This window comes from Bradyrhizobium ivorense (assembly GCF_900696085.1).
GTDB lineage: Bacteria > Pseudomonadota > Alphaproteobacteria > Rhizobiales > Xanthobacteraceae > Bradyrhizobium > Bradyrhizobium ivorense.
Map to the genome: position 1 here is coordinate 220,239 of NZ_CAADFC020000033.1, position 25,996 is coordinate 246,234.

The 25,996-nt window shown below is 62.7% G+C and carries 23 protein-coding genes and 1 tRNA gene; 12 read left to right on the plus strand and 12 right to left on the minus strand.

The window, feature by feature from the left end:
* Positions 1-11 precede the first annotated feature (11 nt).
* Complete coding sequence (locus tag CI41S_RS39460; RefSeq protein WP_139864385.1) at positions 12-1,055, minus strand: NAD(P)-dependent alcohol dehydrogenase; 1,044 nt, start codon at positions 1,053-1,055, stop codon at positions 12-14.
* 338 nt (positions 1,056-1,393) lie between these two features.
* On the opposite strand from CI41S_RS39460, the gene CI41S_RS39465 reads away from it, so the two are divergent.
* From CI41S_RS39465 to CI41S_RS39480, 4 genes are all read left to right on the plus strand, one after another.
* A complete protein-coding gene (locus CI41S_RS39465) occupies positions 1,394-3,292 on the plus strand; it encodes a sigma-54-dependent Fis family transcriptional regulator (RefSeq protein ID WP_139864386.1) in 1,899 nt (632 codons plus the stop codon).
* 69 nt (positions 3,293-3,361) lie between these two features.
* Positions 3,362-3,784 (plus strand): SseB family protein, encoded by a 423-nt coding sequence (locus CI41S_RS39470; protein WP_139864387.1) that lies wholly within the window; start codon positions 3,362-3,364, stop codon positions 3,782-3,784.
* 744 nt (positions 3,785-4,528) lie between these two features.
* Positions 4,529-4,816 carry a helix-turn-helix domain-containing protein gene (locus tag CI41S_RS39475; protein WP_139484817.1) on the plus strand — a complete coding sequence of 96 codons (288 nt, stop codon included), beginning with the start codon at positions 4,529-4,531 and terminating at the stop codon, positions 4,814-4,816.
* Positions 4,813-6,096 carry a type II toxin-antitoxin system HipA family toxin gene (locus tag CI41S_RS39480; RefSeq protein WP_139864388.1) on the plus strand — a complete coding sequence of 428 codons (1,284 nt, stop codon included), beginning with the start codon at positions 4,813-4,815 and terminating at the stop codon, positions 6,094-6,096. Before CI41S_RS39475 ends, CI41S_RS39480 begins: the two co-directional genes overlap by 4 nt.
* A gap of 84 nt (positions 6,097-6,180) precedes the next feature.
* On the opposite strand, the gene CI41S_RS39485 is transcribed toward CI41S_RS39480, so the two are convergent.
* The 9 genes from CI41S_RS39485 to CI41S_RS39525 all read right to left on the minus strand — a co-directional run bounded on the left by CI41S_RS39485 (position 6,181) and on the right by CI41S_RS39525 (position 17,292).
* Positions 6,181-7,377: an acyl-CoA dehydrogenase family protein gene (locus tag CI41S_RS39485; protein WP_139864389.1), complete on the minus strand. Its 1,197-nt coding sequence runs from the start codon at positions 7,375-7,377 to the stop codon at positions 6,181-6,183.
* Positions 7,378-7,402: 25 nt separating this feature from the next.
* Entirely contained in the window at positions 7,403-8,188 is a 786-nt protein-coding gene (locus CI41S_RS39490) for an ABC transporter ATP-binding protein (RefSeq protein ID WP_139864390.1), read from the minus strand.
* A 61-nt stretch (positions 8,189-8,249) separates the two neighbouring features.
* The gene (locus CI41S_RS39495) at positions 8,250-9,581 is read right to left on the minus strand and encodes an ABC transporter substrate-binding protein (RefSeq protein ID WP_139484813.1); all 1,332 of its coding nucleotides are present in this window, start codon (positions 9,579-9,581) and stop codon (positions 8,250-8,252) included.
* A gap of 18 nt (positions 9,582-9,599) precedes the next feature.
* Positions 9,600-10,661, minus strand: a complete 1,062-nt coding sequence (locus CI41S_RS39500; protein ID WP_139864391.1) for a branched-chain amino acid ABC transporter permease — start codon at positions 10,659-10,661, stop codon at positions 9,600-9,602.
* A gap of 3 nt (positions 10,662-10,664) precedes the next feature.
* Positions 10,665-11,555, minus strand: coding sequence for a branched-chain amino acid ABC transporter permease (locus CI41S_RS39505; RefSeq protein WP_139484811.1), 891 nt, complete (start codon positions 11,553-11,555; stop codon positions 10,665-10,667).
* Entirely contained in the window at positions 11,555-12,472 is a 918-nt protein-coding gene (locus tag CI41S_RS39510) for an ABC transporter ATP-binding protein (RefSeq protein ID WP_139864731.1), read from the minus strand. Before CI41S_RS39510 ends, CI41S_RS39505 begins: the two co-directional genes overlap by 1 nt.
* 22 nt (positions 12,473-12,494) lie before the next feature.
* Positions 12,495-13,595, minus strand: a complete 1,101-nt coding sequence (gene sfnG, locus CI41S_RS39515; RefSeq protein WP_139864392.1) for a dimethylsulfone monooxygenase SfnG — start codon at positions 13,593-13,595, stop codon at positions 12,495-12,497.
* Between the two features lie 1,210 nt (positions 13,596-14,805).
* The gene (locus CI41S_RS39520; RefSeq protein ID WP_139864393.1) at positions 14,806-16,002 is read right to left on the minus strand and encodes a phospholipase effector Tle1 domain-containing protein; all 1,197 of its coding nucleotides are present in this window, start codon (positions 16,000-16,002) and stop codon (positions 14,806-14,808) included.
* Between the two features lie 9 nt (positions 16,003-16,011).
* On the minus strand, positions 16,012-17,292 hold the full coding sequence (locus CI41S_RS39525; RefSeq protein ID WP_139864394.1) for a hypothetical protein: 1,281 nt from the start codon (positions 17,290-17,292) through the stop codon (positions 16,012-16,014).
* A gap of 858 nt (positions 17,293-18,150) precedes the next feature.
* Between CI41S_RS39525 and CI41S_RS39530 the strand changes: the two genes are divergently transcribed.
* Complete coding sequence (locus tag CI41S_RS39530) at positions 18,151-19,407, plus strand: site-specific integrase (RefSeq protein WP_139864395.1); 1,257 nt, start codon at positions 18,151-18,153, stop codon at positions 19,405-19,407.
* A gap of 287 nt (positions 19,408-19,694) precedes the next feature.
* Here CI41S_RS39530 and CI41S_RS39535 read toward each other — a convergent pair.
* Positions 19,695-19,771 (minus strand) — tRNA-Pro (locus CI41S_RS39535).
* A 67-nt stretch (positions 19,772-19,838) separates the two neighbouring features.
* On the opposite strand from CI41S_RS39535, the gene CI41S_RS39540 reads away from it, so the two are divergent.
* The 6 genes from CI41S_RS39540 (at position 19,839) to CI41S_RS39565 (ending at position 24,581) form a co-directional block, all read left to right on the plus strand.
* Positions 19,839-20,831, plus strand: a complete 993-nt coding sequence (locus tag CI41S_RS39540; protein WP_139864396.1) for an L-threonylcarbamoyladenylate synthase — start codon at positions 19,839-19,841, stop codon at positions 20,829-20,831.
* A 31-nt stretch (positions 20,832-20,862) separates the two neighbouring features.
* A complete protein-coding gene (locus tag CI41S_RS39545; RefSeq protein WP_139864397.1) occupies positions 20,863-22,290 on the plus strand; it encodes an FAD-binding oxidoreductase in 1,428 nt (475 codons plus the stop codon).
* A gap of 14 nt (positions 22,291-22,304) precedes the next feature.
* Positions 22,305-22,742: a GNAT family acetyltransferase gene (locus CI41S_RS39550; protein WP_172628376.1), complete on the plus strand. Its 438-nt coding sequence runs from the start codon at positions 22,305-22,307 to the stop codon at positions 22,740-22,742.
* Between the two features lie 16 nt (positions 22,743-22,758).
* Positions 22,759-23,340, plus strand: a complete 582-nt coding sequence (locus CI41S_RS39555; RefSeq protein WP_139864399.1) for an NUDIX hydrolase — start codon at positions 22,759-22,761, stop codon at positions 23,338-23,340.
* Positions 23,341-23,466: 126 nt separating this feature from the next.
* Positions 23,467-23,721, plus strand: a complete 255-nt coding sequence (locus tag CI41S_RS39560) for a hypothetical protein (RefSeq protein ID WP_139864400.1) — start codon at positions 23,467-23,469, stop codon at positions 23,719-23,721.
* Between the two features lie 158 nt (positions 23,722-23,879).
* Positions 23,880-24,581 (plus strand): glutathione S-transferase C-terminal domain-containing protein, encoded by a 702-nt coding sequence (locus tag CI41S_RS39565; protein WP_139864401.1) that lies wholly within the window; start codon positions 23,880-23,882, stop codon positions 24,579-24,581.
* Here the strand turns inward: CI41S_RS39565 and CI41S_RS39570 are convergent.
* Positions 24,578-25,051 (minus strand): hypothetical protein, encoded by a 474-nt coding sequence (locus CI41S_RS39570; protein ID WP_139864402.1) that lies wholly within the window; start codon positions 25,049-25,051, stop codon positions 24,578-24,580. The two genes, CI41S_RS39565 and CI41S_RS39570, sit on opposite strands and share 4 nt — an antisense overlap.
* Positions 25,052-25,161: 110 nt before the next feature.
* Between CI41S_RS39570 and CI41S_RS39575 the strand changes: the two genes are divergently transcribed.
* Complete coding sequence (locus CI41S_RS39575) at positions 25,162-25,929, plus strand: SDR family NAD(P)-dependent oxidoreductase (RefSeq protein WP_139864403.1); 768 nt, start codon at positions 25,162-25,164, stop codon at positions 25,927-25,929.
* Positions 25,930-25,996: the final 67 nt, after the last annotated feature.

Sequence of the window (25,996 nt, forward strand, 5' to 3'; positions counted from 1 at the left end):
CGGTGCACGAACTACGGAATCAGGACGGCGCGGCCGTGGATGCGCCCATGATGCAAATCATGCAGCGCGTCATTGGCCTGGCTGAGCCGGTATTCCTTGGTATGGAGTTCGACGAGGCCACGATCGGCGAGCGCCATCAGCTCGACCAGCTCCGCGTAAGTGCCGACCAGGTTGCCGACGATGGTCTTTTCCGACGTGATCATGTCGATGGTCGGGATGTCGATCTTCCCGCCATAGCCGACGATGTAGTAGTAGCCGCCGTTCGCAGTGATCGACAGGCCCTTGGCGATCGCATCGCCTTCGCCGACAAAGTCGATCACAGCCTCGGCGCCGCGCCCGCCGGTCAACCCCAGCACGGCCTCGACCTCGTTGCCGTCCGCCTTCACGACATGATGCGCACCGCACTTTTTGGCGAGCTCGAGCGACTGGTCGGCGCGATCGATCACGACGATTTCCGCCGCACACAGCGCTGCGAGAACCTGGATACCGATGTGACCCAGTCCGCCGGCGCCGATCACCGCGACATATTCGCCGGGCAGCAGATGACGCGACGCCTTCTTCGCGGCGCGGTAGGCGGTGAGTCCGGCGTCGGTGTACGGAGCGACATCCTTCGGTGCCAGCGATTTCGGCAACTTGATCAGGGAACGCTGTCCGGTCAGCAAATATTGCGCATAGCCGCCATTGGCATTGATACCGGGAAACGCGCTGTCCAGCGCGTGCATGTCGTTACCGCGCCGGCATGCAAGACAATGCCCGCTGGTCACCAGCGGGTGGCAGATCACGCTGTCGCCGACCTTGACCCCTTCGACCCCCGGCCCGATCGCCTCGACCCAGCCCGCATTCTCGTGCCCCATGATGTAGGGAAGCTTGACGTCGACCTTGCTGCGCCAGATGCCTTCGACGATATGCAGATCGGTACGGCAAACGCCCGCGCCGCCGATCCGGACGATGACGTCCATCGGCCGCGAGATCTTGGGATCAGTCACGTCCTCGAACTTGACGAACTCCTTCGCCGTCAGTTTCTCGTCGAACTCATGAAGCACCGCAGCCTTCATCTGATCAGCCTCCCGGAAATTTTTTTTATTCTGTCGATCCCTGCGATCGCCATCCCAGCGACTAGGTCAGCAAGGCCTGTGCCAAGCGTGCAACAGCCTGATCTTTCTATTGTTCTCGCGATCGCGAGCATGCGCACGCCGATCCGCCTCGGAGCAGACTTCGCGGCGCACTGTTCCGAGTCGGAACAGTTTTGAAGGCGACGGAAGCAACGGCGCAAAATTTGGATTTTCGGGTGTTTGATCTATGATCGTGAAAACCGCGCTACGTGCGCGAACGACCCGAACCGGGCCGCGACCAAAGAGGAAATCGCCAAGCAGCGACTCCGGGAGGAGCACTGATGCTGACTGCCGGCCGACGCATGGACAACGCCTGGATGACGCTCGAGCAGCGTGGAGCGCCACCGGCAGAGCTGTTGTCTGCCGACATCTACGACAGCTGGATGCGCTGCATTTCGCTCGGCCTCGACACTTTGCGCCCGCCGGCGCCCGAGTTCGTGAGCCCGGCAACACTGCGCCAGGAGCAGCAGCGCTGTTCGCTGATCCGCGGCCTCGCGCTTGCGGAGATGCACACGCTGCATCAGCAGATTGCCGGCTCCAATTTCATGATCGCCTTTGCGAACGCCGACGGCCTGCTGCTCGACATCATCTCCGACTCGAGCTTCAGCGATGCTTCGAACGCGGCGAGCATCCGGCCCGGCACGGTCTGGACCGAGGCCAATTGCGGCACCAACGGCCTCGGCACGGCGGCCTATCTGAAGCGGGCCATCGTCGTTCACGGCGGCGAGCACTTCTTCGCCCGCTACAACAATCTCACCTGCATCGCGGCTCCGATCTTCGCGCCCGACGGCGAGCTGGCCGGCATACTGGACGCATCGTCCGACTGTATGTCACGGCAGGCACACACGCAGGCGCTGGTCGCGATGGCCGCGACCCAGATCGAGAACGGCCTGTTCCGCGAGCATCATCGCGGCGATATGCTGATCGCGTTCCACAACCGCGGCGAATATTTGCAAACGCTGAGCGCGGGCCTGCTCGCGGTCGACAATGAGGGCAGGATCCGCGCGGCCAATCGGGCGGCAAGTATTCTGCTGCATGGCCTGCCGGCTTCGCCAGGCCGTCGCTTCGCCGATGTCTTTCGCACGAAATTCAGCGCCTTTGTCGACGAAGGCCGGCGCAAGGAACGTCAGCGCCTCGAGGACGAGGTCGGCAGCCAGTTCGTCGCAACCATCGAGAACGCGCGGCAGTTCTCAATGATGCAAGCCATCTCGCGCCCGCGGCTGCCGACGCCGAAGGTCGCCACACAGTTCGTCTCTGCCGATCCGGCGATCGCGGCCGTGGTGCAGCGGGTCGGCGTGGCGGCGGTCCGCAAGATGCCAATCTTGATCCGCGGCGAGACCGGGACCGGCAAGGAGCAGCTCGCCCGCCATGCCCATGTCGCCAGTGGACGGACCGGAGCGTTCGTCCCGGTCAACTGCGCTGCGCTCCCCGACAGCCTGATCGAAGCCGAATTGTTTGGCTATGCCGAAGGTGCGTTTACCGGTGCCAAGAAGGGCGGAGCCGCGGGGCTGTTCAAGGAGGCGGATGGCGGTACGCTCTTCCTCGACGAGATCGGCGACATGCCCGTGACGCTGCAGGCGGTACTGCTGCGCTTTCTGGACGATTGGACCGTCCGCCCGGTCGGCGGGACCAAGCGCCAGGTCGACGTGCTCCTGGTCTCCGCCACCAATGCCAATCTCGACGACTCGATTGCACGAGGCCGGTTCCGGTCCGACCTGCTGTTCCGTCTCAATACGCTGGAGGTGACGCTGCCTCCCTTACGCGAACGCTCCGACTTCTCCGAGATCGCGCGCCACTTGATCCACAAGATCGATCCCTTGATGGATCTGACGGGAGGCGCGATTGATCGCCTGGCCGAGCTGGATTGGGGCGGGAACATCCGCGAGTTGCGCAACGTTCTGTCCCGATTGTCGCTGGCCGAGCCGGGAGATCTGATCGACGAGGCATCCGTCGAGTCGGTCCTTACACATTCAGCAGCTGAACGCCTGCCCGGCAAGGCCGTCGGTGCCGGCGGAGCGAAGGCCAACCTGCATGAGCTTCAGCGCTCGCATGTGCTGAGCGCGTATGCGGAAACCGGCAATAACATCAGCAAGACCGCGCGCCGGCTCGGCGTGTCGCGCAACACGATCTACCGCGCCCTTCGCGGCAAGCAGGACCAGCACGATCGCGGCGAGGAATGACTGCACGATCCAGCTTGGCCGAGGGCGCCGAAGCCCAGGTCCTAGTCTGATCGAATTCGGAGTGTCACCATGTTCGAACCGGAAAACAGCCTCGAAGCCCTGATGCAAGCTGCCGGAAGGGACGCCAGCATCATTCCCACGTTCTATCACGCGCTGCTCGAGGCGGAGATCTACATTCTGACGCCGGAAGCGCCGATGAAACCTGGACGCCGCCGTTCGCTCAAATTTCAGGAGCAGATCAACGTCGCAACGGTCGACTTCCAGAACATGCGATGGCACCCCGCCTTTACCTCGAAGAAGCGCATCTACGACTACATCAAGGAGCCCGAGGTATGCCTTGGCGCCGCCGCGCGCAATTTGTTCAAGATGCTGCCCGACTCCAATTTCTGGCTCAATCCGTTGTCGGAATGTCAGAAACCGCTTCCGGCGACCGAGATCGCTCTGCTAATGAGCGGCAAGATATTTGACGTGACGATAAGGTCTGCGCGATAGGCCAAGGTGCTGGCCGGACAAAAACTTGGCATTGGCGCGGTAGCTTCCGGTTAGTACCAACCGACTTGCGGCCAGGCGGTGTAACTGTGGAAATCGCTGATCGGCTAAACGCCCTGCAGGCGGGAAGGCTTATCCAAACCACGCCAAAGGAGTGTGGGGAAAGATGGTAGCGGGGGGGCGATTCACGCGTTTCCCCCTCCCCCCTCGGAACTCGTCATCGTCATCCGGAGGGAAAGAAAAGCCGCTTGAGGGCGTTCTCTCTGACGCCCATTTCTGAGCCAGATGGACGCGCGAAAAGCGGGCTCGAACCACCGACCTCCGGCGCGAGAGGCCTGAACAAATGTGCCCCTAAACAGCTGGGGCACAACAGGGGCACTCCGGCTTTATTGTAGACTGGCCGACGATCCCTCTGCCGTGATCTCGAGCATCGGCGCAACAATCGTGCGTCTAGTCCACGTTCCAGGCCCGTTCGTATTCCCACCGATATGGATATCTGGCATCTCCGATGAATGCGGATAACCCAACTGTGGCTCGGCAGGGGCTATCAAGGGGTCGTTACCAAGTTTCGCACGCCCGATTTCTTAAGATAAAGCGCTGATCTATATAGTTCTTTCTCTCGACGGCCGAGCTGATTATGTTAACGAACGACGACATTTGCAGAAGTCATCATTCGCTGACATTTTCAAATTGTAACCGAACGCTGACATGTGCTAATGTAAGCGAACGCCAACATTTTGAATAGCCATGCTCATACGCACGTCGGCCGATCTCGGGGCCATCATTCGAGACACACGCAAACGCCTCAAGCTCGACCAATCGAGCCTCGCCAAGCGCATTGGCGTCAGCCGTCAGTGGGTTATTGAGGTTGAGCGCGGCCATGCGCGGGCTGAACTCGGCCTCGTGCTCCGCGCCCTGGACGCTCTCGGCATCCGTCTAGACGCAGGCAGCGAACAACCCCATGGCCGCGGTTCAGAAAAGCCAGTCGTCGATATCAATGCAATCGTGTCAAAAGCCAAAAAGAGCAGGCAATGACCAACGAACTCGTCGCGCTCCTGGACGGCAGGGAAGTCGGCCGCGTGCACAACGACGCTCGTGGCCGTCTCACCTTTGTCTATGACAGCGATTGGCGGCAAACGAGGGGCGCATACCCCATTTCGCTCTCCATGCCACTCGCGGCCGAGGAACACGGTCCCGCCGCTGTTCAGGCCTTTCTATGGGGACTGCTCCCGGACAATGAGCGCGTTCTCGATCGTTGGGCGAAGAAGTTTCAGGTCTCGGCCCGCAACGTGTTTGCCCTGATCTCTCATGTCGGCGAAGACTGCGCCGGCGCCATTCAATTCGTCACGCCCGATCGTTTGGAGAAATTGCGAAGCGGTACGGACGACAAGGTTGAGTGGCTTGACGAAGCCGCCGTCGCAAAACGTCTGCAAGCATTGAGAGAAGATCATGCCGCGTGGCGGCTGCCGCGTGATATAGGGCAATTCAGCCTCGCCGGTGCGCAGCCGAAAACCGCACTGCTTCTGCAAAAAGGACGATGGGGGATACCGTCTGGACGCATTCCGACAACCCATATCCTGAAGCCTCCGACCGGCCACTTCTACGGCCATGCCGAGAACGAACATATCTGCCTCAATCTCGCGCGTAATCTCGGCTTGCCTGTCGCCGAAACAAAGGTCATGCGGTTTAAGAATGAGGTCGCCATTGTCGTCGAACGCTACGATCGGCAGTTCGGTGGCAATAACGTCATTCGCGTCCATCAAGAGGACGTGTGCCAGGCACGCGGCATCATGCCAACCAGGAAATATCAAAGCGAGGGCGGCCCGTCCGCCACGGATATTATCGAACTCTTACGTACCCACTCCACCGAGAGCGTTGATGATCTCGATACGTTCATCGATGCTCTCGGCTTCAATTGGCTCATCGGGGGTACCGATGCGCACGCCAAGAACTACTCACTACTGCTAGCCAATGGCCCAACGGTGCGGCTTGCGCCACTCTACGATATCGCCAGCATCCTTCCCTACGACGATGTTGATCTGCAAAAGATGAAACTCGCGATGAAGATTGGTGGGGAATACAAGCTTGGTCAAATAGGTGCGCGCGAATGGCGGAAATTCGCCCGCGAAATCCGTTTCGATGCAGAAAAAGTCATTGCGGGACTGAACTCCTTGGCCGATCTGCTTCCGGACAGCGTAAGCGGCGTGTGCGCTACCGCGCAAGCGGACGGGCTAGATAACGCCGTTATCCAGAGCCTTGCCGCAAAGCTGATCGAGCGAGCCAAAGACTGCCAACGCCTTCTGAAGGGCCCCTAAGCTTGCACAAACTGACGGTTCGCGGTCGACCAGCGACTGTAGGGAACGGTATTCCGCAGCCTGTGGAGTGCAGGCCGCGAGGCTTTACTCTCCGCCCTCGTAGAACAGTTCCAACGGCAAGCCGACCAGCGCCTTGCCGATCCAGTCGCGTGCGATCACGTTGGATGGGCCCATCGCGATCGCGGCGCGCGCGTCTCGATAGGAGCGCTCGATCGGACCGCGATGGTAGCCATAGCCTCCAGTCACGGTCAGCGCGGTGGCCGCGACCTTGTTGGCGACCTCGGCGGCGTGCACCTTGAACTCGGTCAGCGGGATCAGGATCTCGCTCTGCGGCTTGCCGGCGCGCCAAAGCGTGTCAAGCCGGGCGGCGAGTTCGTTGCGCCAGGGCCGCAAGGTCTCGACCAATACCTTGGCGGCGCCGAGCTCCTGCCGGATCGCCTGATAATCCGACAAGCTTTTGTTCCTGTCCTTGTGCACGAAGCTCGTGGTGTGCGCTACCGCCGCGTCCAGCGCTCCGCGCGCCACGCCTTCCCAGACCGCGCCGAGTCCGATCAGATAGACCGGCGACACGCCGCCATAGATGATCTCCTTGCCCTGCCCCTCGGTGCCGAGCCGGTCGCGCCGTGGCACCCGCACATTGCTGTAGCGGATCGGGCCTGAATGATTGGCCCGCACGCCGAGCGCATCCCAAGGCCGTGACTCGATCCCTTCGGCCTTGCCGTCGACGATGAAGAACACGATATCGGCCTGGTCCTTTGCGCCGGGCGTGCGTGTCTGCACCACATAGTAATCGGCCTGGCCCGAGCTGGTCGTGAATGACTTCTCGGCATTGACCAGATAATCCTCGCCGTCGCGCGAGGCTTCCGAGAGATTGTACCACCAGTGCCCGCCGGTGGCGCGCTCGCTGGTCGAATAGGTGCCGAGCAGGCCGCCATTGTTGGATTTGAGCCAGCGCTCCTTCTGGTCGGCGCTGCCGAACAGATTGATAGTTTGGGCCGCGCCGACATGCATCACATAGACGAGGCCGGTCGAGGCATCGGCTTGCCCGATGCGATAGGCGGCTTCGGCAAAGTCGACGTGAGCGAGGCCGAGCCCGCCATGCTGCACCTCGTTCAGCACGCCGGTCCATCCGGCCTCCGACAGCGCACGCAGATTCTCGCGCGGAAAGCGGCTCTCCTTGTCGTTGCGATCGGCGTTCACCGTCACGGTGGCGTCGATCGCGGCGTCGAGTCTTGCATAGACGTCGCCGTCGATCTTTCGGGCGAGATTTTCTTGAGCCATGGTCATTCTCCTGTCCAGGTTGATGTCAAGCGACAGCCTGGGTCGGCTGCCGGCTCGGATCGGCTTGTGACGATCCGCCGAGATAGAGCGTCTTGATGTCGCCTCGCCGCCGCAACTCGGCGGCGGCACCCGCGAGCACGCTGCGGCCGTTCTCGAGCACGACAGCGTGGTCGGCGAAGCGCAGCGCCACCGTTGAGTTCTGCTCCGCGACCAGGATCGACAGATCCTTCTCGGCATTGAGCTGCTTGAGCGCGCGAAAAATTCCCTCCACGACGAGCGGCGCCAGCCCCGTCGACGGCTCATCGAGCACCAGCAGCCGCGGCCGCGACATCAGGGCGCGGCCGATCGCTGTCATCTGCTGCTCGCCGCCGGAGGTCAGCCCGGCCAGCGAACGGCGCCGCTCCTTCAGCCGCGGAAACAACGTGTAGACGCGGTCGAGATCATCTGCGGTCTCGGCGCGGGTCGCATCGCGCCCGATCGCGCCGGTGAAGAGGTTCTCCTCGATCGTCAGCGACGCAAAGCAGTGCCGCCCCTCGAGCACCGGCACGATGCCCTCGCGCACCAGCGTGGCGGCCGATGAACCGGCGAGATCACGACCATCGAACACGATACGGCCGGCAGTGATCTGGCCGCGACGGGCGGGCAGCAGCGCCGACACTGCCTGCAGCGTGGTCGATTTGCCGGCACCGTTGGCGCCGAGCACGGCGACAATTTCGCCCGGCTGCACCACGAGCGACACGTCGCTGACGGCGCGGATCGCGTGGTTGTAGGTCGCGGCCAGGCCGTCGACAGAGAGCAGGACTTCACTCATGGTTCGATCCGTCGGGTTGCCGGCTGCGGGAGGCATAAGGCTCCCGCAGCCGCGCGATCGGTTACTGGCTGACCGGATCGTCGCCGGAGGTGCGGGGTTTGATGCCGTGCTCCTGGGCATAGACGGCCGCGGACTTCTCGATGATCGGCCGCAGGGACGCCCAGTCCGGCGCTATCCAGTCCGAGACCACCTTCCACTTCGCACGATCCCACTGCTGGAAGGTGACGCGGCCGTCGCCCTCGTGATTGTCCCAGGTGACGTTGATCGAATGGAACAGGCCCTTGGCGCCGAGCGCCTCGACCCGCGCCGGATCGAGCTGCAGATGCTCAAAGCCCCAGCGCACCTCGTCGCCGGTCAGCGTGCGCTTGCCGAACTTCGCCTGCGCGATCCGGATTGCCTCGACATTGAGGATGCCGTTGACGATGCCGAGGTTATGGTAGACGCTGCCGATCCGCTTCTTGTCGTCGAGATTGCCCTTGCCGGCGCCATAGACGGTCTTGATGACCTCTTGCAGCACCGGATATTCGGCACCGGAGGCTTGTGTCGTGATCGCGATGTAGCCCTTGGCGGCATCGCCCGCCGGGATCACATCCTCTTCGGAATTGGACCAGACATTGCCGATGATGTGGTCGGCCGGGAAGCCGACCTTCTGCGCGGTCTTCAGCGCCACCGGATTCATCACGCCCCAGCCGCGCAGCACCACATAGTCGGGCTTGGCACGCCGAATCGAGAGCCATTGCGATTGCTGCTCGTTGCCGGGATGCGGCACCTCGATCTGCTCGACGCTGAAATGATACTTGTCCGCGAGGAGCTTGTAGATCGGGATCGTCTCCTTGCCGTAGGGCGAGCCGTGATAGAGCACGACGATCTTCTTGTCCTTGAGCTTGTCGACGCCGCCTTCGCGGCTCGCGATGTAGTTCACGATGCCCGAGGTCTCGCTGTAAGGATTGAGCAGCAGCGGGAAGACGTAGGGAAAGACGCGACCGTCGGTTGAATCGGTGCGGCCATGGTTGACGGTGATCAGCGGCACCTTGTCCTTGGTGATGCGGTCGATCATGGCGTAGGCGATGCCGACCGAGAGCGGATTCCAGGCGGCGACGCCGGGCCGGTTCTTCAGCCGCTCATAGACCTCGACGCCGCGCTCGACCTCGTACTGGGTCTCGCCCTCGTCCCAGGTCAGTTTTACGCCGTTGACGCCGCCGTCGCGGATGTTGATCAGGTTCAAATAGTCGATGAAGCCGCCGAAGAAGCCGGTACCGCCGGCGGCGTAGGGACCGACCCGATAGCTTTGCAGCGGGAAGAACTGCTCGTCGGCGCGCGCCCCCGGTGCGCCGGCCATGGCCAAGGCAGCCACCAAACCCAGCGCGAACTTCAAATGTCGTAACGTCGTCATCGTCCACTCCTTCATTTGTCAGTTGTAGGAAATGTCCTGCCGTGGCCGTCCAGTGCGGCGGCCGATCGCAGCACGAAAGCGATCCCACAGCGCGATCAGTCCGCGCGGCTCGGTGATCAAAAAGGCGATGATGAGTGCGCCGATCACGATGCGCTGGCTCATCTCCAGCACGCCGGAGTCGAACACACCGCCGAGCAGCGCCGCGCCCAGCCGCGACAGCATCAGCGGGAACACCACGATGAAGGCCGCGCCAAGGAATGCGCCGCGCAACGACGCCAATCCGCCGATGATGATGATGAAGAGAATCTGGAACGAGCGGTCGAGATTGAATCCGGCCGGCTCGACCGTACGCAGGTAGGCGAACGCCCACAGCACGCCCGCGACGCCGATCAGGAACGAGGAGACGCCGAATGCCAGCAGCTTGGTCTGCAGCAGTGGCACGCCGATGACCTTTGCGGCGATTTCGTGATCACGGACGGCGATGAAGTTGCGGCCGGTCTGCGATTGCAGCAGCCGCAATGTCAGGATCGTCGCCACTGTCACGACGGCCAGCGAGAACAGATAACGGCCGGCGGCGCTGGTGAAGGAATAACCGGCAAAGCTAAGCGCCGGCGCATCGATCACGCCGGACGGATTGTCGTTGGAGAACCAACCGAACTTGGTCAGCGCCCATTGCACGAAGAACTGCGCGGCCAGTGTCGAGACCGCAGGATAGAACCCGCGCAGCCGCAGGCTTGGCAGTCCGAACACGATGCCGATCGCCGCCGCGACGAAACCGGCGAGCACCAGATCGAGCAGCAGCGGCAGCTCGGGCACGCGCAGATGAAGATTGTAGGCGGCGTAGGCCCCGACCGCGAAGAACGCGGCCGAGCCGAGCGACACCTGCCCGGCATAACCGGTGAGGACGTTGAGCCCAACCGCGGCGAGCGCAAGCGCGAGGAATGGCGTCAGCACGGCGTCCATCAGGTAATCCGAGCCGGCAAGCGGAATCACGCCGAAGGCGATCACGGCGGCAACGCCGACCAGGATACTCTCGGCGACCGGCCCGGTCCGGTGCGATGTCGAGGCGATGGTGTCCATGCCCTACGCTCTCTCAACCAGTTTCTGCCCGAACAGCCCCGAGGGCCGCACCAGCAGGAACGCCAGCGCCACGACATAGGCGGCCCAGGCTTCAATGCCGCCGCCGACCAGCGGGCCGACATAGACCTCGGCGAGCTTCTCGATCGCGCCGATCAGGAGGCCCCCGACGATGGCGCCGGCGATCGAATCGAAGCCGCCGAGCACGAGCACCGGCAGCGCCTTGAGCACCACCAGCGACAGCGAAAACTGCACGCCGAGCCGCGCGCCCCACAGCAGTCCGGCGACGAAAGCTACGATTCCGGCGACGGTCCACACGATTGCCCAGACCCGCTGCAGGCGAAGGCCGACCGCAAGTGCTGCAAACGGATCGTCGGCGACGGCGCGGAACGACAGGCCGGTCCGCGTGATGCGGAAGAACAGCGCGAACAGCGTCACCAGACTGCCCGCCACCGCCGCCGCGAACAGGTCGAATTGGCTGATGAAGACCCCGGCGATATCGAGCGGCACGTCGCTGATGCCGATGTCGAGGCCGTGGACTTGAGTGCCCCACAGCAGTTGCGCCGCCCCCTCGATCACATATGAGAGCCCGAGCGTTGCCATGAACAGGGTGATCGGCGGCTGGTTGACCAGCGGGCGCAGCACCGCACGCTCGACCCCGACGCCGAGCGCGACCATGATCGCCAACGTCGCCAGCAACGCCAACGGAAACGCGACGCCGCGCTCGACCAGGCTGACGAAGGTCAGCGCCGCGAACAGCAGCATCGCGCCCTGCGCGAAGTTGAGCACGCCCGAAGTTTTGTAAATCACCACGAAGCCGATCGCGACCAGCGAATACATCACGCCCGACAGCAGGCCGCCCACCAGCACTTCGATGAGGAATTGATAGTCAAACATCAAAGTGCGAGCTCCGTTTCGTCCGCATGCGCAACGCCGAGATAGGCATCGACCACCGCCTGGTCTGATCTCACCTGGTCCGGCGTGCCGTCGGCGATCTTGCGGCCGTAGTCGAGCACCGCGACGCGATCGGACAGTCCCATCACCACGCCGATGTCGTGCTCGATCAGGACAATGGTGGCGCCATAGAGGTCGCGCGCGTTGCGGACATGCGCGGCTAATTCGCGCTTCTCGCCGAGCGAGACGCCCGCAAAGGGCTCGTCGAGTAGCAAAAGCGACGGCCGCGCCACCAGAGCGCGCGCCAACTCGACGCGCTTCAGCAAACCATAGGGCAAGGTTCCGGCGGCACGGTCGCGCACCTCGCGAAGGTGCAGGAAGCCGATGACGTCTTCTGCGGCGGCGCGGTTTTCCGTGTCGATCCGCCGCGCCAGAGGCGTGCCCGCGATTTGGCGCAGGAAGCCGGCGCGGACCCGGTGCGCCAGTCCCATCAGGACGTTGTCCCGCACCGAGAGGCCCTTGAACACGGCGAGATTCTGGAACGTCCGCACCACACCATGCTGCGCCAGCCGCGCCGTCGGTACATGGGCGAAGGAATGCTCGCCGAGCCGCACCCGGCCCCGGTCCGGCCGGTAGAGCCCGCTGATGACATTGAGCAGCGAGCTCTTGCCGGCACCGTTGGGGCCGATCACCGCGCGGATCTCGCCTTGTGCCACCTCGAGATCGATGTCGCGCAATGCGGCGACGCCGCCGAACGAGAGCGAGATGTCAGCAAGCGCGAGCACCGGCTGGATCTCGCCACTGCCTCGTTTCACGAACGCACGGTCCGCAACGTCCGCGTGCGTGGACAAGGGCGCAGAGAGCGCCGGCTCGACAAGGCCGCCATCCAATGGAAGAACACCCGCGCTTGCTGCGATCATGGTCACGCCAGTGTTTTCCGCATCACTCGGCGGCCTGGACGTGCTGCAGCGCGTCCGCTTCCAGTGCACGCACCAGCGGAATGATGCGGCGGCCGAAATACTCGACCTCTTCCTGGAAATGCAGGAAGCCGAGCAGCACCAGGTCGACCCCGACCGCCTTGAGCGCGATGATGCGCTCGGCGATCTGATCGGGCGTGCCTATCAGGTTGGTCTTGAAGCCGTCATTGTACTGGACGAGATCCTCGAAGCTCGATTCGGCCCAATTTCCCTGACCTTCCGGTGAGGCCTTGCCGGCGTTCTTGACCTCGAGACCGAAGGCATTGACGGCCTCCGGATCGGCCTTGGCGATGATCTCGTTGAGGACGCTGCGCGCCTCGGCCTCGCTGTCGCGCGCGATCGCGAACGCGTTGACGCCGATCCTGACCGAATGGTTATTGGCCCTTGCCTTGGCTCTAATATCGTCGACCTGCTTCTTGATCTCATCGACTGAATTGCCGTTGGTGAAGTACCAGTCCGACACCCGCGCGGCCATGTCGCGCGCCGCGCGCGAGCTGCCGCCCTGGAAGATCTCGGGCAGCGGCTGGGGCGGCTTCGGCTTCAGCGTGTAGTCGCTGAAGCGATAGAAATCGCCGCGGAAGCTGAAGTTGTCCTGGGTCCAGATCCCGCGCAGCGACCGGATGAACTCTTCCGAGCGCCGGTAGCGTTCGTCGTGATCGAGCCAGGGTTCGCCGATCGCGGTGAACTCGCCACGGAACCAGCCAGAGACGATATTGACCGCAACGCGGCCCTCGTTGAGTTGGCTGATGGTGGCGATCTGCTTGGCGGCGACCGCCGGATTCCAGGGCCCTGGCAGCAGCGCCGCGATCACCTTCAGCTTCGTGGTCGCCGCGAGCAGCGCGTGGCTGAAGGCGACCGGCTCGTGCTGGAACTCGGCGCCATAGCCGGCCGTGAAGCGGATCTGGCTCAGGGCATAGTCGAACCCCGCCTGTTCCGCGATCTGCGCCAGCCGGCGGTTATAATCGATATCCCAGCCGGTTCGCTGCTCGATCTTGCTGATCACGAGGCCGCCGGAAACGTTCGGCACCCAATAGGCGAATTTGATTTGATCATGGTTTGCGGTCATAGGAATGTCCTTCTGGAGTTTGGATTTGCAGATGGATGTGACGCAAGCAGCACGATGCATTCACGCTGCGGTTGGTCAGCGGGCTACGACACGGCTCGTTCGAGCCGTCACTGAGATCGGGATGATGGGAAAGTTGGCGCGATCAGTCCTGATCCGCGCCGGCGCGCAATTGTGCGTCAACAATACGGTGCGCGAGACGACATCAGCTGCGTGACGCAGGTTCGAGATCGGTCAAAGAGGCACCTGAAATTCATTCGCGTTCCCCTCGCAAGCGTCATCGGCGAGCAACCAATACTCTCAGAGAAAGTTGGGACGAGCGAGTCCAAGGCAAACTCTTTTTCAGCGCGTCCGGGAAAGCGGTATTCTTTTGTTGACGCGAAACGCGACGATTGTTGCCATGCGGGCGAAATCTCGGTTGCGAAGACTCGCCTGCTGAAGATAATGGCGAGCGGTTGAACACTAATGTTTCCAAGATTCCGATTTGGGTGGCTGCGCTAGAATTGCTTTCTGGTTTCGAGGCGGTTGTCCGCTTTGTAAGCCTCTGCAAACACAGCACCGCATTTGCAACGTTTTTCAGACCGATCTTTCGTAGGCGAAAGCCGTTCTTGGCCACAGTTGCGCGAACACCGCGCCTCTCTTGATGGCGAGAACGCGATGTCACGCCCCTAACCTTGGCGGCATCTGAAGTCGCGGAAGTACAGGGCTTGACCTCGATGTCATTATCGCACTTCGAACGCCTCCCCGATGATCGCTCGGGAGCGCCGTAACGGTAGCCGGTGAATAAAGAACGACGTCGAGCTTGCAAGGCCTCCTCCTTGGGGCCGCCTCACAATTTGGAGACACTCCGACAGACGGCTAATCGAGAGCCGTATGTTTTGATAGCAAAATCGATGGCCCGTCCAACAAGTGTATCGCTGGACCTCCATTGCATCAGCAGTTGAATTTCCTGCCGTCGGAATGACACGAGCGCAAAGACTGTGGTTATCCGTTTGCCAGATCCAAGCAGCACGTGCGATGCGGCGTCGCTGGCATAGTTTATCCAAGGAGGTTGCAGCCGCCATCAATCGATAGGTTGGATTGGACAGGCTACATTGACCACCTCTATTCAGAAACGAAGTGGTCGGCGCTGTCGCGTTCGGGGCAGCGAGGGTCTATTTCGCCGCAGGGTCTCCCTCACGAAGCGAGGCATGTTTGCCTTTCATTTGGAACGTTATCTCGCGGTGAGATCCTTCTCCGTCGAGACTGTTTCGAAGAACGCTTTTGCCTTTAGATGATTTCGCAGAGCGACCGGCCTGTACGGGCCAAAGCTTGTAAAGTTGCGGACCGAACTCATCGCAAGCCTTTGATAGACCGTCTCGTGAAGTTGCGCGGTTTCTGGCACGTCGCGGACCGCTTTCGACCAATGGAATGCGGTTCCGCCCATCCCGACCATGCATTCGTCGTGCATCATTCCATCGGCCGACGGATAGAGCCGTAACAGGTTCTTGTCGACGATCACGCGACCTGCTTCGGGAATCTTCTCGGTGATGAATTCCACCATCCAGTCGAGTGTGATGTCAGACAGCCGAGACTCGTTCTCAGGATAGCTCCCGCCGATGTCGGCGTGGTTACCCGCGAACCAGATCTGATCGAACTGCTCAGGCTCGCCCTGCCGGTCGGGCCACTTGACAGTCCCGCTCCCTCCCCACGGCACCCGCTTGAAGTCCTTGCGGCCCTCGTCGATCGACTGCAGATGCCGCGCGTACTGGACGTCTGTAGTGAAATGCCGATCGTATGCCCAGTCGGGGAAGAAGCGCTGCCACCCAATCGCGGCGACAGCATCCCAGATTCCTATGAAATAAGCGGAAGCACCTGCAGGGCGTCCGACTTCCGATTTGTAGGTGGATCTGAATTGCGCCGCTCGCTTGTGCGCCTCGTCCCCGTCTCGCGGCATTCCGAGCCAGTATGCGGAAGAGACGGCCTCCTTGGCGACCCGCCTCAAGGATTTTGGTTCGAGGCTGATGGACGCGCCATTCTGGCCTTTCCGCGGAATCCCGCAAAGCTCAAGTACGTGCGCGAGACATCTGACCGTGTATGCACCGCGGCTGAAGCCGAACAGATAGATCCGGTCTCCTGGTTCCCAAACGCCGACAATTGCCACATAGCAGCCGACGATTTTCGTCGTGAGTCCGAAGCCGAACGTCTGCTGAACGGTCTCCTTGAGTCGATTCCAGCCGTTGTCGTGCCTCGGAGCCGGCGTTCCGATGCCCGGAACATAGAGCGCGAGCTGCTTCTTTGGGTCCACGATCGAGTCAGGCCCTGTCCGGGTCGCTCGATACAGCTTGTAGACGTTGGTGCGGCTCTCATCCGGCAAGAGGCCGCCCTCGTTGCCCGTACCGTCAGCGAAGACGAGGATGTTTTTGGGCATGCCACTCCTTCAAATGATGACGGGCTCGAGTGAAGCGTCGGCAATAATGATTCCGGTCGCATCAGAGAAGATCGCTGCGACATCCCTCGCCTTCTGTCGGTACTCATCGTAGACGTCCTGTCCTATCAGCGGGATTGCTTCCGCCAAACTCGCAACTTGACCTTGCTTTTTGGCGACCGCGGCGGCTTTGAGCTTCTGTTCGTCGGTGCGAAGGCCGGCAATGGCGGCATTTAGATCGGAAATGTTGGTAGGCGTCACGAGCTTGCCACCGATATAGACGACCTGACTCAATCCGACGATGCCCAGGATCGTGTTCGGGACGACGAACGTCGATAGCTGATTGACGCCCGCCGCGATCAATCCGCCGATCACCACGAGTCCGAAGATGAAGCTCTGGTATCGATACACATCGAAGACACCGTCTGTCGTGAAGAAATCGCGCCACGTCGCGTTGGACGGATCGACGACGGTCTTGGCCATTGGAATCCAACCACGCCTGAGGAGCCATGCCCGGTTGTCGGCCGACAGCGTATTGCGCTGGCTATCTGTGCCCTTCGCGATTGTGGCTCCGATCCCGCTGATGCCGAGCAGCGTCAAGATCGAGCCCGAAAGGTCTACCAAGGTCCCTGTCTGCAACAGTAGGAGCGTAATTAGGGCGGCGACGGACAGAGAAAAGGCCAACGTCTGGAACGTCGAGAGACTGCCCTTTCCGTCCGGCCCCGCGGAGACCTGGGCAGGGTTCAATGCACGGAGGAACGATGCGAGCGTGTGATCCTGCTTGCGGAGCGCGAACCCGATCCAGACATAAAGGATGAGGATCTCAGCGACGACAGCAAAGATGCTAAACCAGTATGGACTGAGCCGGACGCTCACTGACGAGACCCGCCACGGAGATTGTCCGACCGGGCTGTTGCACGTGTAGAGATAGAGATCGACCCGGCTCCAGAACCAAGCCAGATCGTCGCCCATGTTTAGCGTGACGATGGTCTGATCGGGTTCGAGCAGATGCTTCTGAACCAACGGATCGGATTCTGTCGCGCGGTGGGTGACCGCGTCCTGCCGCTTGAAGAGGTAGGTCTCGTCGCCGTAATCGATGCCCGCGAAGTAACGGACGCCGTCGACGAACGCCGCGCGCACGCCGACGTCAACGTGCTGGTTCGTCGGCAGAAAATTCGTCGCAAGCACGATGGCGGCGCCTACCGGATTACGCCCGGACCGAAGCTCTACCGCAAACTCGTTGGCCCCTACGCACTGCTTCTGCGGATCGCTCGGCGTGACCGCCGCCGGCATCTCGGCACCCGCAGGCGTCGCCCCGGGCTTCTGGGCCGGCTGAGCAGCGCGTGGCGGTTCGGGCGTGGTACTTTGCGCTGCAGGCGCTGGACTATTGGCCGGCGTCGTCGGCTGCTGCTGAGATTTCGCCGGCGTAAGAAGGAGTACGCTCGCGAGCGCAATGGCCCACACGGGAAAAAAACACGATCTAGACATTGCGACACCAAAATCCGAACGACGAAAATGCTATTTACCCATGGTTGCATCGTACTCGCAACTAACCTCGCCGAATGGATGTCGTTCTCCCCGACCAGTCAAGCTTCTTTCGGGTTTGGTCAGGGATTGTCACCGGCTGTCACAGGTTGTTGAGATTGCAGAACCTGCGATAGGGCGGCGCCACCTCAAGCTCGAATAAGATCCTCCCGCCTGTTGCGGCTGCCCCCCACTGTCCCCGGAGCAAGGGGCCGCCGCCACTCCACTGCGCTTCAGGGCTGCAAGCAAAATTGTCCGATTCGCAGTCGTAAGCCGCCGATTACCCCATTTACGCATCGGTAGACTGCTCAAAGAGTGGATTTCGTCTACACTTAGGACCTAACGCTCCGATCCAAAGGCAGCGCGAACCCACGAGCAACGCGTTCGAGGAATGCCGAAGCGCAAGATCGACAAGCTGGCTCGCGCAAAAGCGCGGCCCGATCCTGCCCAATGGGGTGAGGATGAAGTAATGACCCTTGTCGAGGCCGTGGCAGTGTTTTTCCCACTCGGTCCGTTGACAATATCATCGTTGCGCAGAGCCGCGGCCACTGGGACTCTTGAAATCGCCAAAGTTGCGGGCAAGGATCTGACAACCCCTCGAGCGATCTGCAAATTGGTCAAGCCGTCATGCCGGGCCGCAAAGCCAAGCCGCCACGACTCTGGTTTAGAGAGGACGATGAAACCTGGATCATCCTCGATCGTGGCCGGCAAATCCGCACAGGCTGCAGCCGCGACGACATTGACGGAGCTGCGAAGGCGCTCGAGACCTACATCGGCGAGCGACATACCAGCACCATCGGGGCAACTGACCCGAACATCCTCGCGATAGCCGACGTCCTCACAGCCTACGAAATTTCAAAGCGGCCCAAGGACACGGGCAACGAACGCGCGTGGGCACAACATGACCTGCTGCTCATTCGCTTGCTCGATCTTAACAATTTCTTTGGCGATAAAACCGTCAGTCAGCTCAGAGCTCAGCTTTGTCGCGACTTTGTCGATTGGTCCACCGGTACTGTGAACGACAATAATAGGAAAGCTGGCATCAAGCCACGCAACGGGACAGTCTCTGATCAAACGGCACGACGTCGCCTCGAAGATCTACGCGCTGCGGTGAACGCCTACCACGCTGAGCATACGCTCAGCGTCGTTCCAAAGATCACTCTTCCTCCTAAAGCCGAAGGACGACACCGATGGCTAACGCGCAACGAGGCAGCGCGCCTACTCGGAGCAACAATCGGCTACGTGTGGGACACCGAGCAGGAAACGTGGAAGCGCAGCGAGGATGGCGAGCTCGCGCGCCGGGAGCGGTGGATCATTCGTCGTCGCTATGCCGCGGCGCGCTTCTGCCTGATTGGTATCTACAGTGCTCGTCGCGAAGAGACCATCCGGCGCACCCAGTGGCTGCCAACAACGACCCATCCGTGGATGAACCTTGACGCGATGGTCTACCAGGGCAAAGGGGCGCTGGAGCGGTCGACCAAGAAACGGCGGCCGCCGGCAAAGATCGCTAGCCGCCTGCGTCCGCATCTGATTCGCTGGCGCAGGATCGACCAAGCTCGGTCTGCAGAACTCCGCGCCTCAGGAGTCATGAGAGACGGTGAGCAAATTCGCTTCGTCGTGAACCGCATGCACGACGGCAAGCCGCTTGCCGGCAAGATCAGGTCAGCCTGGAATGGTATTCTGGAGGATGCCGGGCTGGGGGACGACGTCGTCCGGCATTCCCTGCGCCATACAGCGGCGACATGGTTGATGCAGGCGGGCGTCGACATGTGGGAAGCCGCCGGCTGGCTTGGGATGACCGTTGAGCAATTAGAGGCCAACTATGGCCATCACCACCCGGACTTTCAGGAAGAGGCGGCGGAAGCGTTTGGGGCAAGGCGCTGAGCTGACCACTACTCTGTGCGAGCTATTCGTGCCAAAATGAGCTCGTAGGTCCGAAGGGAGGACTTGTGGTGCTAGCTGGTGTTCGATGCAACATCCCGACAGGGGCTAGTTCCCTCGCGCTCCCCGATCGTCTTTTTTCCGGTTTAGAACAGTACAAGGCCGTCGCGGACAGCTCTTCGACATCCTTGACGGGTGCCTCGAGGGCGACAGACATGGCTGCCGAGCTTCAAATCGTTGCGCATTTCGTTGCGCACAAAAAACGCAGAACCTATAAGTGCTTGAAAGAATGGTCGGAGTGGCAGGATTCGAACCTGCGACCCCTGCGTCCCGAACGCAGTGCTCTACCGGGCTGAGCCACACTCCGACTGAGAGCCGGGCTTATAGCGTCGGGTTTCCGGGACCGCAAGGCACCCTTTGAGGATTTAGTCATCGTGGATACAGGTCTGAAAACCCACGTTTTGCTCGCCGGCGCCGCCGCTACCGCAACCGCAGCCGGGGTTTTGGCCGAAGGCGGCCTGGTGGCGTTTCCGACCGAGACGGTTTACGGCCTCGGCGCCGACGCCGGCAATGCCGGTGCAATCGCCCGCCTTTACGAGGCCAAGGGCCGGCCCGCCTTCAATCCGCTGATCGCCCACGTCGCCGATCTCGCCGCGGCGCGGCGGATTGCCCTGTTCGACGGCCAGGCGCTGCGGCTCGCGGAGGCATTTTGGCCCGGACCCCTGACCCTGGTGCTGCCAAAGGCCCTGTCCTGCCCGGTGGCGGAACTGGCGACCGCAGGGCTCGATACGGTGGCGATTCGCGTTCCCGCCCACAAGGTGGCGCGCGACATCATCAGGACGTTTGGCGGCGCCGTGGTGGCGCCTTCGGCCAACCTGTCCGGCCACGTCTCGCCGACCACCGCCGAGCACGTCAACGGCGACCTCGCCGGCCGCATCGACCTGATCATCGACGGCGGCCCGGTCGAGGTCGGCGTCGAATCCACCATCGTCGGCTGCTTCTCCGATCCGGTGCTGCTGCGGCCCGGCGGGCTGACCCGCGACGAGATCGAACGCGTGCTCGGCCATCCCCTGCTTTCGCCGCCGCCCGAGGCGGAGAGCGACAGCGCCCAGCCGATCGCGCCCGGCATGCTCGCCTCGCATTATGCGCCGCGCACGCCGGTCAGGCTCAATGCCAGCGACGTCCATGTCGGCGAGGCGCTGCTGGCGTTCGGGTCGGGCAAGGTCGCCCGCAGCGAATGCGCCTCGGTGGTGATGAACCTGTCGACCCGCGGCGATCTCGCCGAGGCCGCCGCCAATCTGTTCGGCTACCTCCGCACCCTCGACAAGCGGAACGCCGATGCGATCGCGGTGATGCCGATCCCCGAGGACGGGCTCGGCGAAGCGATCAATGACCGGCTGCGCCGCGCCGCCGTCGGACGAGGCTAGATTCCAATTCGCGTGAAAGACCAAGAACAAGATGAACATCGCAAAGCCTGCCGTGCCGCCGCTTCCGCCTGAATTGATCGAAAAATTCCGCGCCATCGTCGGCGCAAAATATGCGGTGACCGACGCCGCCGACATCGAACCCTACGTCACCGAGGAGCGCGACCTGTTCCACGGCCGCTCGCCGCTGGTGCTGCGCCCCGGCTCGACCGCAGAGGTCGCCGCGATCTGCAAGCTGGCGAGCGAGCACCGCATCGCGCTGGTGCCGCAGGGCGGCAATACCGGCCTGGTCGGCGGCCAGACGCCGCACAATGGCGAGGTGGTCGTGTCGCTGCGGCGGCTGGACAAGATCCGCGACATCGACGTCGAGTCCAACACCATGACCTGCGAGGCCGGCGTGGTGCTGCAGATCGCGCAGCAGAAGGCTGCCGAGGTCGACCGGCTGTTTCCGCTGTCGCTCGGCGCCGAGGGCAGTTGCACGATCGGCGGCAATCTGTCGACCAATGCCGGCGGCACCGCCGCGCTGGCCTATGGCGTGGCGCGCGAGATGGCGATCGGGCTCGAGGTCGTGCTGGCCGACGGCCGCGTCCTCAACGCGCTGTCGAAGCTGAAGAAGGACAACACCGGCTACGACCTGCGCAATCTGTTCATCGGCGCCGAGGGCACGCTCGGCATCATCACCGCGGCGACATTAAAGCTGTTTCCAAGGCCGCGCGCGATCGAGACCGCCTATGTCGGCCTCAAGTCGCCGGCCGCGGCGCTAAAGCTGCTGTCGATCTCGCGCAACGAGGCGGCGGGCGCGCTGACCAGTTTCGAGCTGCTCGCCGACATCGCGGTCGATTTCTCGATCCGCCACGGCATCGACATCCGCGATCCGCTGACCAGCAAGCACCCTTGGTACGTGCTGATGGAGCTGTCGTCGTCGCGCGACGACGCCCGCGACACGCTGGAGGCGATCCTCGCCAAGGGCATGGAGGACGGCATCGTCGACGACGCCGTGATCGCCGCCAATCTCAGCCAGCGCCAGGCGTTCTGGAAGCTGCGCGACGAAATGTCGGCGGCGCAGAAGCCGGAGGGCGGCTCGATCAAGCACGATATCTCGGTGCCGGTCGCAGCGGTGCCTGCCTTCATCGAATCGGCCAATGCGGCGGTGGTGAAGCTGATTCCGGGCTCGCGGCCTGTGCCGTTCGGCCATCTCGGCGACGGCAACATCCACTACAACGTCTCGCAGCCGGTCGGCGCCGACGCCGCCGACTTCCTGGCGCGCTGGCACGACGTCAACGCCGTCGTGTTCGAGATCGTGCTGCGCATGGGCGGCTCGATTTCGGCCGAGCACGGCATCGGCGTGCTCAAGCGCGACGAATTGCCCGACGTCAAGGACAAGGTCGCGATCGAGCTGATGCGCTCGATCAAGGCGATGCTCGATCCGCAGGGCATCATGAACCCGGGCAAGGTGCTGTGAGTACGGAAGCGACGATGCCCTCGCTCGCCATTGCCCCGATTGCCGACGCCGACGTCACTGACGTCATCGCGCTGTGGCAGGCCTGCGGTCTGACGCGGCCGTGGAACGATCCTGCCGCCGACATCGCGCTGGCACGCCGCGGACCGGGTTCGGCCGTGCTGGTCGGCCACGACGGCACCGCGATCGTCGCAACCGCGATGGTCGGGCATGACGGCCATCGCGGCTGGGTCTATTACGTGGCGGTCGCCCCCGATCGCCAGGGCCAGGGGTTTGGCCGCACCATGATGGCGGCGGCCGAGGATTGGCTGCGCCAGGCCGGCGTGCCGAAGCTGCAATTGTTGGTCCGCCGCGAAAACGCCAAGGCCGGCGCGTTCTACCAATCGCTCGGCTATGAAGAATCGACCTCGGTGATGCTCGCCAAATGGCTCGACGGCCGCGAAGCGACGCCGTGAGGAGTTGGGGTACCGCATGAGCATCGCCGACCGCGTTCGCATCAAGGACGTCCAAACGCTCGCCAAGGGCCGCTACGAGCTCAAGCGCGCGACCTTCGACTATCGGCGCGCCAACGGCGAATGGCAGACCCAGCTGCGCGACATGTTCGAGCGCGGCAGCGGGGCTGCGCTGCTGCCCTACAATCTCACGCAGCGTACCGTGGTGCTGGTGCGCCAGTTCCGCTTTCCCGCCTTCGCCAACGGCTATGACGATCTCCTGATCGAGGTCGCCGCCGGCCTGCTCGACGATGCCGAGCCGGAAGCGCGGATCAGAGCCGAGGCCGAGGAAGAGATCGGCTACCGGCTCATTCATGTGCGAAAAGTGTTCGAGGCCTTCACCAGCCCGGGCGCGGTGACCGAGAAACTGCATTGCTTCGTCGCCGAATACGACGCGGCGATGCGCGTCGGTGACGGCGGCGGGCTCGCCGACGAGGGCGAGGATATCGAGGTGCTGGAGCTCTCGATCGACGAGGCGCTCGCCATGATCGCCGACGGCCGCATCGTCGACGCCAAGACCATCATGCTGCTGCAATACGCCGCGCTGCATCTGTTCAAGTAAACGTGCGCGCGCCGCGGTGTTGAACCTGTTCCGGGGGTTGCAACACTCACAGCATGTCCGGGGCGATCGGCCCCTGAGCTCCGACATTGCCCTGCGGAGCGCATTGTTTTCAAACCGGAGATTCCTATGCGCCGTCTTACGATTGCCTGTGCCACGATTGCCGTCACCGTTGCTGCGCTTGCCGCGGCGAGCCCGGCCAGCGCCAACCCCTATCACCTGATCCGCTGGCAGGATTCCGGCTTCTGCCAGATCTGGGATCAGGGCATCCCGACCACACCGTTCCCGGCGAACTACAGCGTGGTCAGCGTGGAGCTGCCGACCTTCGAGGCCGCGTTCGCGCTGAAGACCGGCCTCCTGAGCAGCGGCACCTGCTCGTTCTGAGCCGCGCTCGATCGCACAGAATTCGTGGTGGGCAAGGCGCGCAAGCGCCGTGCCCGCCACTGCCGTTCGAATGTGAGACCGCGGCGCGCTGACGCTTTGCTCAACCTGCGGTATCGAGCTAAAAAGAGCTCCTTCGAATTCTCGGGGGCTAGTGCGATATGCTCACGCTCTATTCCTACCCGCCGCTGTTCGGCGTCGCCGACAACAACGGCTACGGTCTGAAGGTGTTCGCCTTCCTCAAACTCGCCGGCGTGCCGTTCCGCCACGAGCACATCTTCGACGCCTCAAAGGCGCCGCGCAGCCAATTGCCCTATGTCGTCGACGGCGAGGATACGGTCGGCGACAGCGAGACCATTTTGGCCTGGCTCACGCAAAAATACCGCCTCACCATCGACGCCGCGCTGACGCCGCAGCAGCGCACACAGAACCTGCTGATCACGCGGATGCTCGACGACCTCTATTGGGTGGTGTCGTATTCGCGCTGGCAGGACGAGCGCTACTGGCATCTGTTCCGCGATGCGCTCAAGCGCGAGCACCCGGCGGTGACGGACGAGGTCCTGGTCAAGGCGAAGGCGTTCAACGCCCAGCGCTATTACTACCAGGGCATCGGCCGCTTCGATCCGGATGCCGCGATGGCCCGCGGCCTCGCCGATCTCGCCGCGATCGCGGCGCTGATCCCGGCACAGGGCTATGTGCATGGCGACAAGGCGACCGCGATCGATGCCGGGCTCTACGGCTTCATCGCCAATATCTATTTCTACGACATCGATACGCCGCTGAAGCAGTTCGTGGTCGCCCACGACAACATCGTGCGGCACTGCCGCGCCGTCCATGCCGCGGTGAATCCCACCAAGCCCTAGTGATGCTTGATCAGCGCGTCGCGCGCGGCGGCGAGCTCGAGGAACGCGGGGCCATTGCCGCCGCCATCGGGATGCGCGGTCTTGGCGGCATGCTTGAACGCCTGGTGGACCTCGCTCGGCGCAAGGCGGCGGCCGAGCGGCAGGCCGAGCATCTGACGGTACTGGTCCTCCTGCGTCAGCACTTTGGGTGCGAGGCCGCGCCGGCCGAACTGCGGCGCCGAGAGCATGTGCAGCGCATCGCTGATGATGCCGAGACGGCGCAGCGCCATCGCTTTGGTGCGGCGGTCGGCCGACCTTTGCGCCGATTGTCGGGCGATCGGCAGCACCTGTGCGGCCGCTTGCCGCAGCGTTTCGTCGATGTCGGTCGCCGCGATCTCGGCCACCATCCGTGCCATTTCGCCATAGTCGGGATCGGACGCCTCGCGAAACCGATCGATTGCAAGTTTCCACCGTCTGATATGCGGGTCCATGTTTGTCATCCGAATCTGGATGACAGCAACGCGCAAAGCCGGCTTGGCGTTTCGGTTGGCGCGGTTTTGAATAGTGTTGTCGACAACGCAATCAAAAACGAGGAAACGCCATGCCCTTACTCGCCAATCACATCGCCGTCATCACCGGTGCAGGCTCCGGCATCGGGCGCGCCATCGCGGCCGGCTATGCACGGGAGGGCGCACACGTCGTGCTGCTCGACCAGAACGGCGACGCGGCGGCGGAGGCGGCGAAGGAAATCCGCAACGCCGGCGGCAAGGCCGACAGCTTTACGCTCGACGTCACCGATCGCGACGCCTGCAGCGCGATGGCGAGGCACGTGGCGGACAAGGTCGGTGCTGTCTCGATCCTGGTCAACAATGCCGGCATCGCCCGCCGCAACGGCATGCTCGGCGCCGACGAGGCCGTGATCAAGGATTGGGAAGACATCATCTCGATCAATCTCACCGGCGTCTTCAACGTCACGCATGCGTTTCTCGCACCGCTGCGCAAGAACAAGGGACGCATCGTCAATATCGGCTCGATCCAGTCCTTCGTGCATCTGCGCACGCCGAGCTCGCCGGCCTATACCGCCTCCAAGCACGGCGTGCTCGGCTTCACCAAGGCGCTCGCCGCCGAGCTCGGCAAGGACGGTGTGCGCGTCAATGCGATCGGCCCGGGCTTCATCGAGACGCCGCTGAACGAGAAGGTGCGCGCCAGCAATCCCGATCTGGTGAAAGTGTTCATCGACCACACCCCGCTCGGCCGCGCCGGCAAGGCGGAGGACATCGTGGGCCCCGCGATCTTCCTCGCCTCGGATCTCTCGGCCTATGTCTCGGGATCGATCGTGATGGTCGACGGCGGTTATCGGACGCTGTGACCCGGGGAACCGCAATCGTGGCGATTTCAGGGTATTTTCGTTGCAGCGCAAACAGTTAGAGGCGCGT

Bases quoted from the DNA above. Each gene is read 5' to 3' on its own strand.
- CI41S_RS39460 (WP_139864385.1), bottom strand. From the start codon at position 1,055: ATGAAGGCTGCGGTGCTTCATGAGTTCGACGAGAAACTGACGGCGAAG.
- CI41S_RS39465 (WP_139864386.1), top strand. From the start codon at position 1,394: ATGCTGACTGCCGGCCGACGCATGGACAACGCCTGGATGACGCTCGAG.
- CI41S_RS39470 (WP_139864387.1), top strand. From the start codon at position 3,362: ATGTTCGAACCGGAAAACAGCCTCGAAGCCCTGATGCAAGCTGCCGGA.
- CI41S_RS39475 (WP_139484817.1), top strand. From the start codon at position 4,529: ATGCTCATACGCACGTCGGCCGATCTCGGGGCCATCATTCGAGACACA.
- CI41S_RS39480 (WP_139864388.1), top strand. From the start codon at position 4,813: ATGACCAACGAACTCGTCGCGCTCCTGGACGGCAGGGAAGTCGGCCGC.
- CI41S_RS39485 (WP_139864389.1), bottom strand. From the start codon at position 7,377: ATGGCTCAAGAAAATCTCGCCCGAAAGATCGACGGCGACGTCTATGCA.
- CI41S_RS39490 (WP_139864390.1), bottom strand. From the start codon at position 8,188: ATGAGTGAAGTCCTGCTCTCTGTCGACGGCCTGGCCGCGACCTACAAC.
- CI41S_RS39495 (WP_139484813.1), bottom strand. From the start codon at position 9,581: ATGACGACGTTACGACATTTGAAGTTCGCGCTGGGTTTGGTGGCTGCC.
- CI41S_RS39500 (WP_139864391.1), bottom strand. From the start codon at position 10,661: ATGGACACCATCGCCTCGACATCGCACCGGACCGGGCCGGTCGCCGAG.
- CI41S_RS39505 (WP_139484811.1), bottom strand. From the start codon at position 11,555: ATGTTTGACTATCAATTCCTCATCGAAGTGCTGGTGGGCGGCCTGCTG.
- CI41S_RS39510 (WP_139864731.1), bottom strand. From the start codon at position 12,472: ATGATCGCAGCAAGCGCGGGTGTTCTTCCATTGGATGGCGGCCTTGTC.
- sfnG (WP_139864392.1), bottom strand. From the start codon at position 13,595: ATGACCGCAAACCATGATCAAATCAAATTCGCCTATTGGGTGCCGAAC.
- CI41S_RS39520 (WP_139864393.1), bottom strand. From the start codon at position 16,002: ATGCCCAAAAACATCCTCGTCTTCGCTGACGGTACGGGCAACGAGGGC.
- CI41S_RS39525 (WP_139864394.1), bottom strand. From the start codon at position 17,292: ATGCCGGCGGCGGTCACGCCGAGCGATCCGCAGAAGCAGTGCGTAGGG.
- CI41S_RS39530 (WP_139864395.1), top strand. From the start codon at position 18,151: ATGCCGGGCCGCAAAGCCAAGCCGCCACGACTCTGGTTTAGAGAGGAC.
- CI41S_RS39545 (WP_139864397.1), top strand. From the start codon at position 20,863: ATGAACATCGCAAAGCCTGCCGTGCCGCCGCTTCCGCCTGAATTGATC.
- CI41S_RS39550 (WP_172628376.1), top strand. From the start codon at position 22,305: ATGCCCTCGCTCGCCATTGCCCCGATTGCCGACGCCGACGTCACTGAC.
- CI41S_RS39555 (WP_139864399.1), top strand. From the start codon at position 22,759: ATGAGCATCGCCGACCGCGTTCGCATCAAGGACGTCCAAACGCTCGCC.
- CI41S_RS39560 (WP_139864400.1), top strand. From the start codon at position 23,467: ATGCGCCGTCTTACGATTGCCTGTGCCACGATTGCCGTCACCGTTGCT.
- CI41S_RS39565 (WP_139864401.1), top strand. From the start codon at position 23,880: ATGCTCACGCTCTATTCCTACCCGCCGCTGTTCGGCGTCGCCGACAAC.
- CI41S_RS39570 (WP_139864402.1), bottom strand. From the start codon at position 25,051: ATGGACCCGCATATCAGACGGTGGAAACTTGCAATCGATCGGTTTCGC.
- CI41S_RS39575 (WP_139864403.1), top strand. From the start codon at position 25,162: ATGCCCTTACTCGCCAATCACATCGCCGTCATCACCGGTGCAGGCTCC.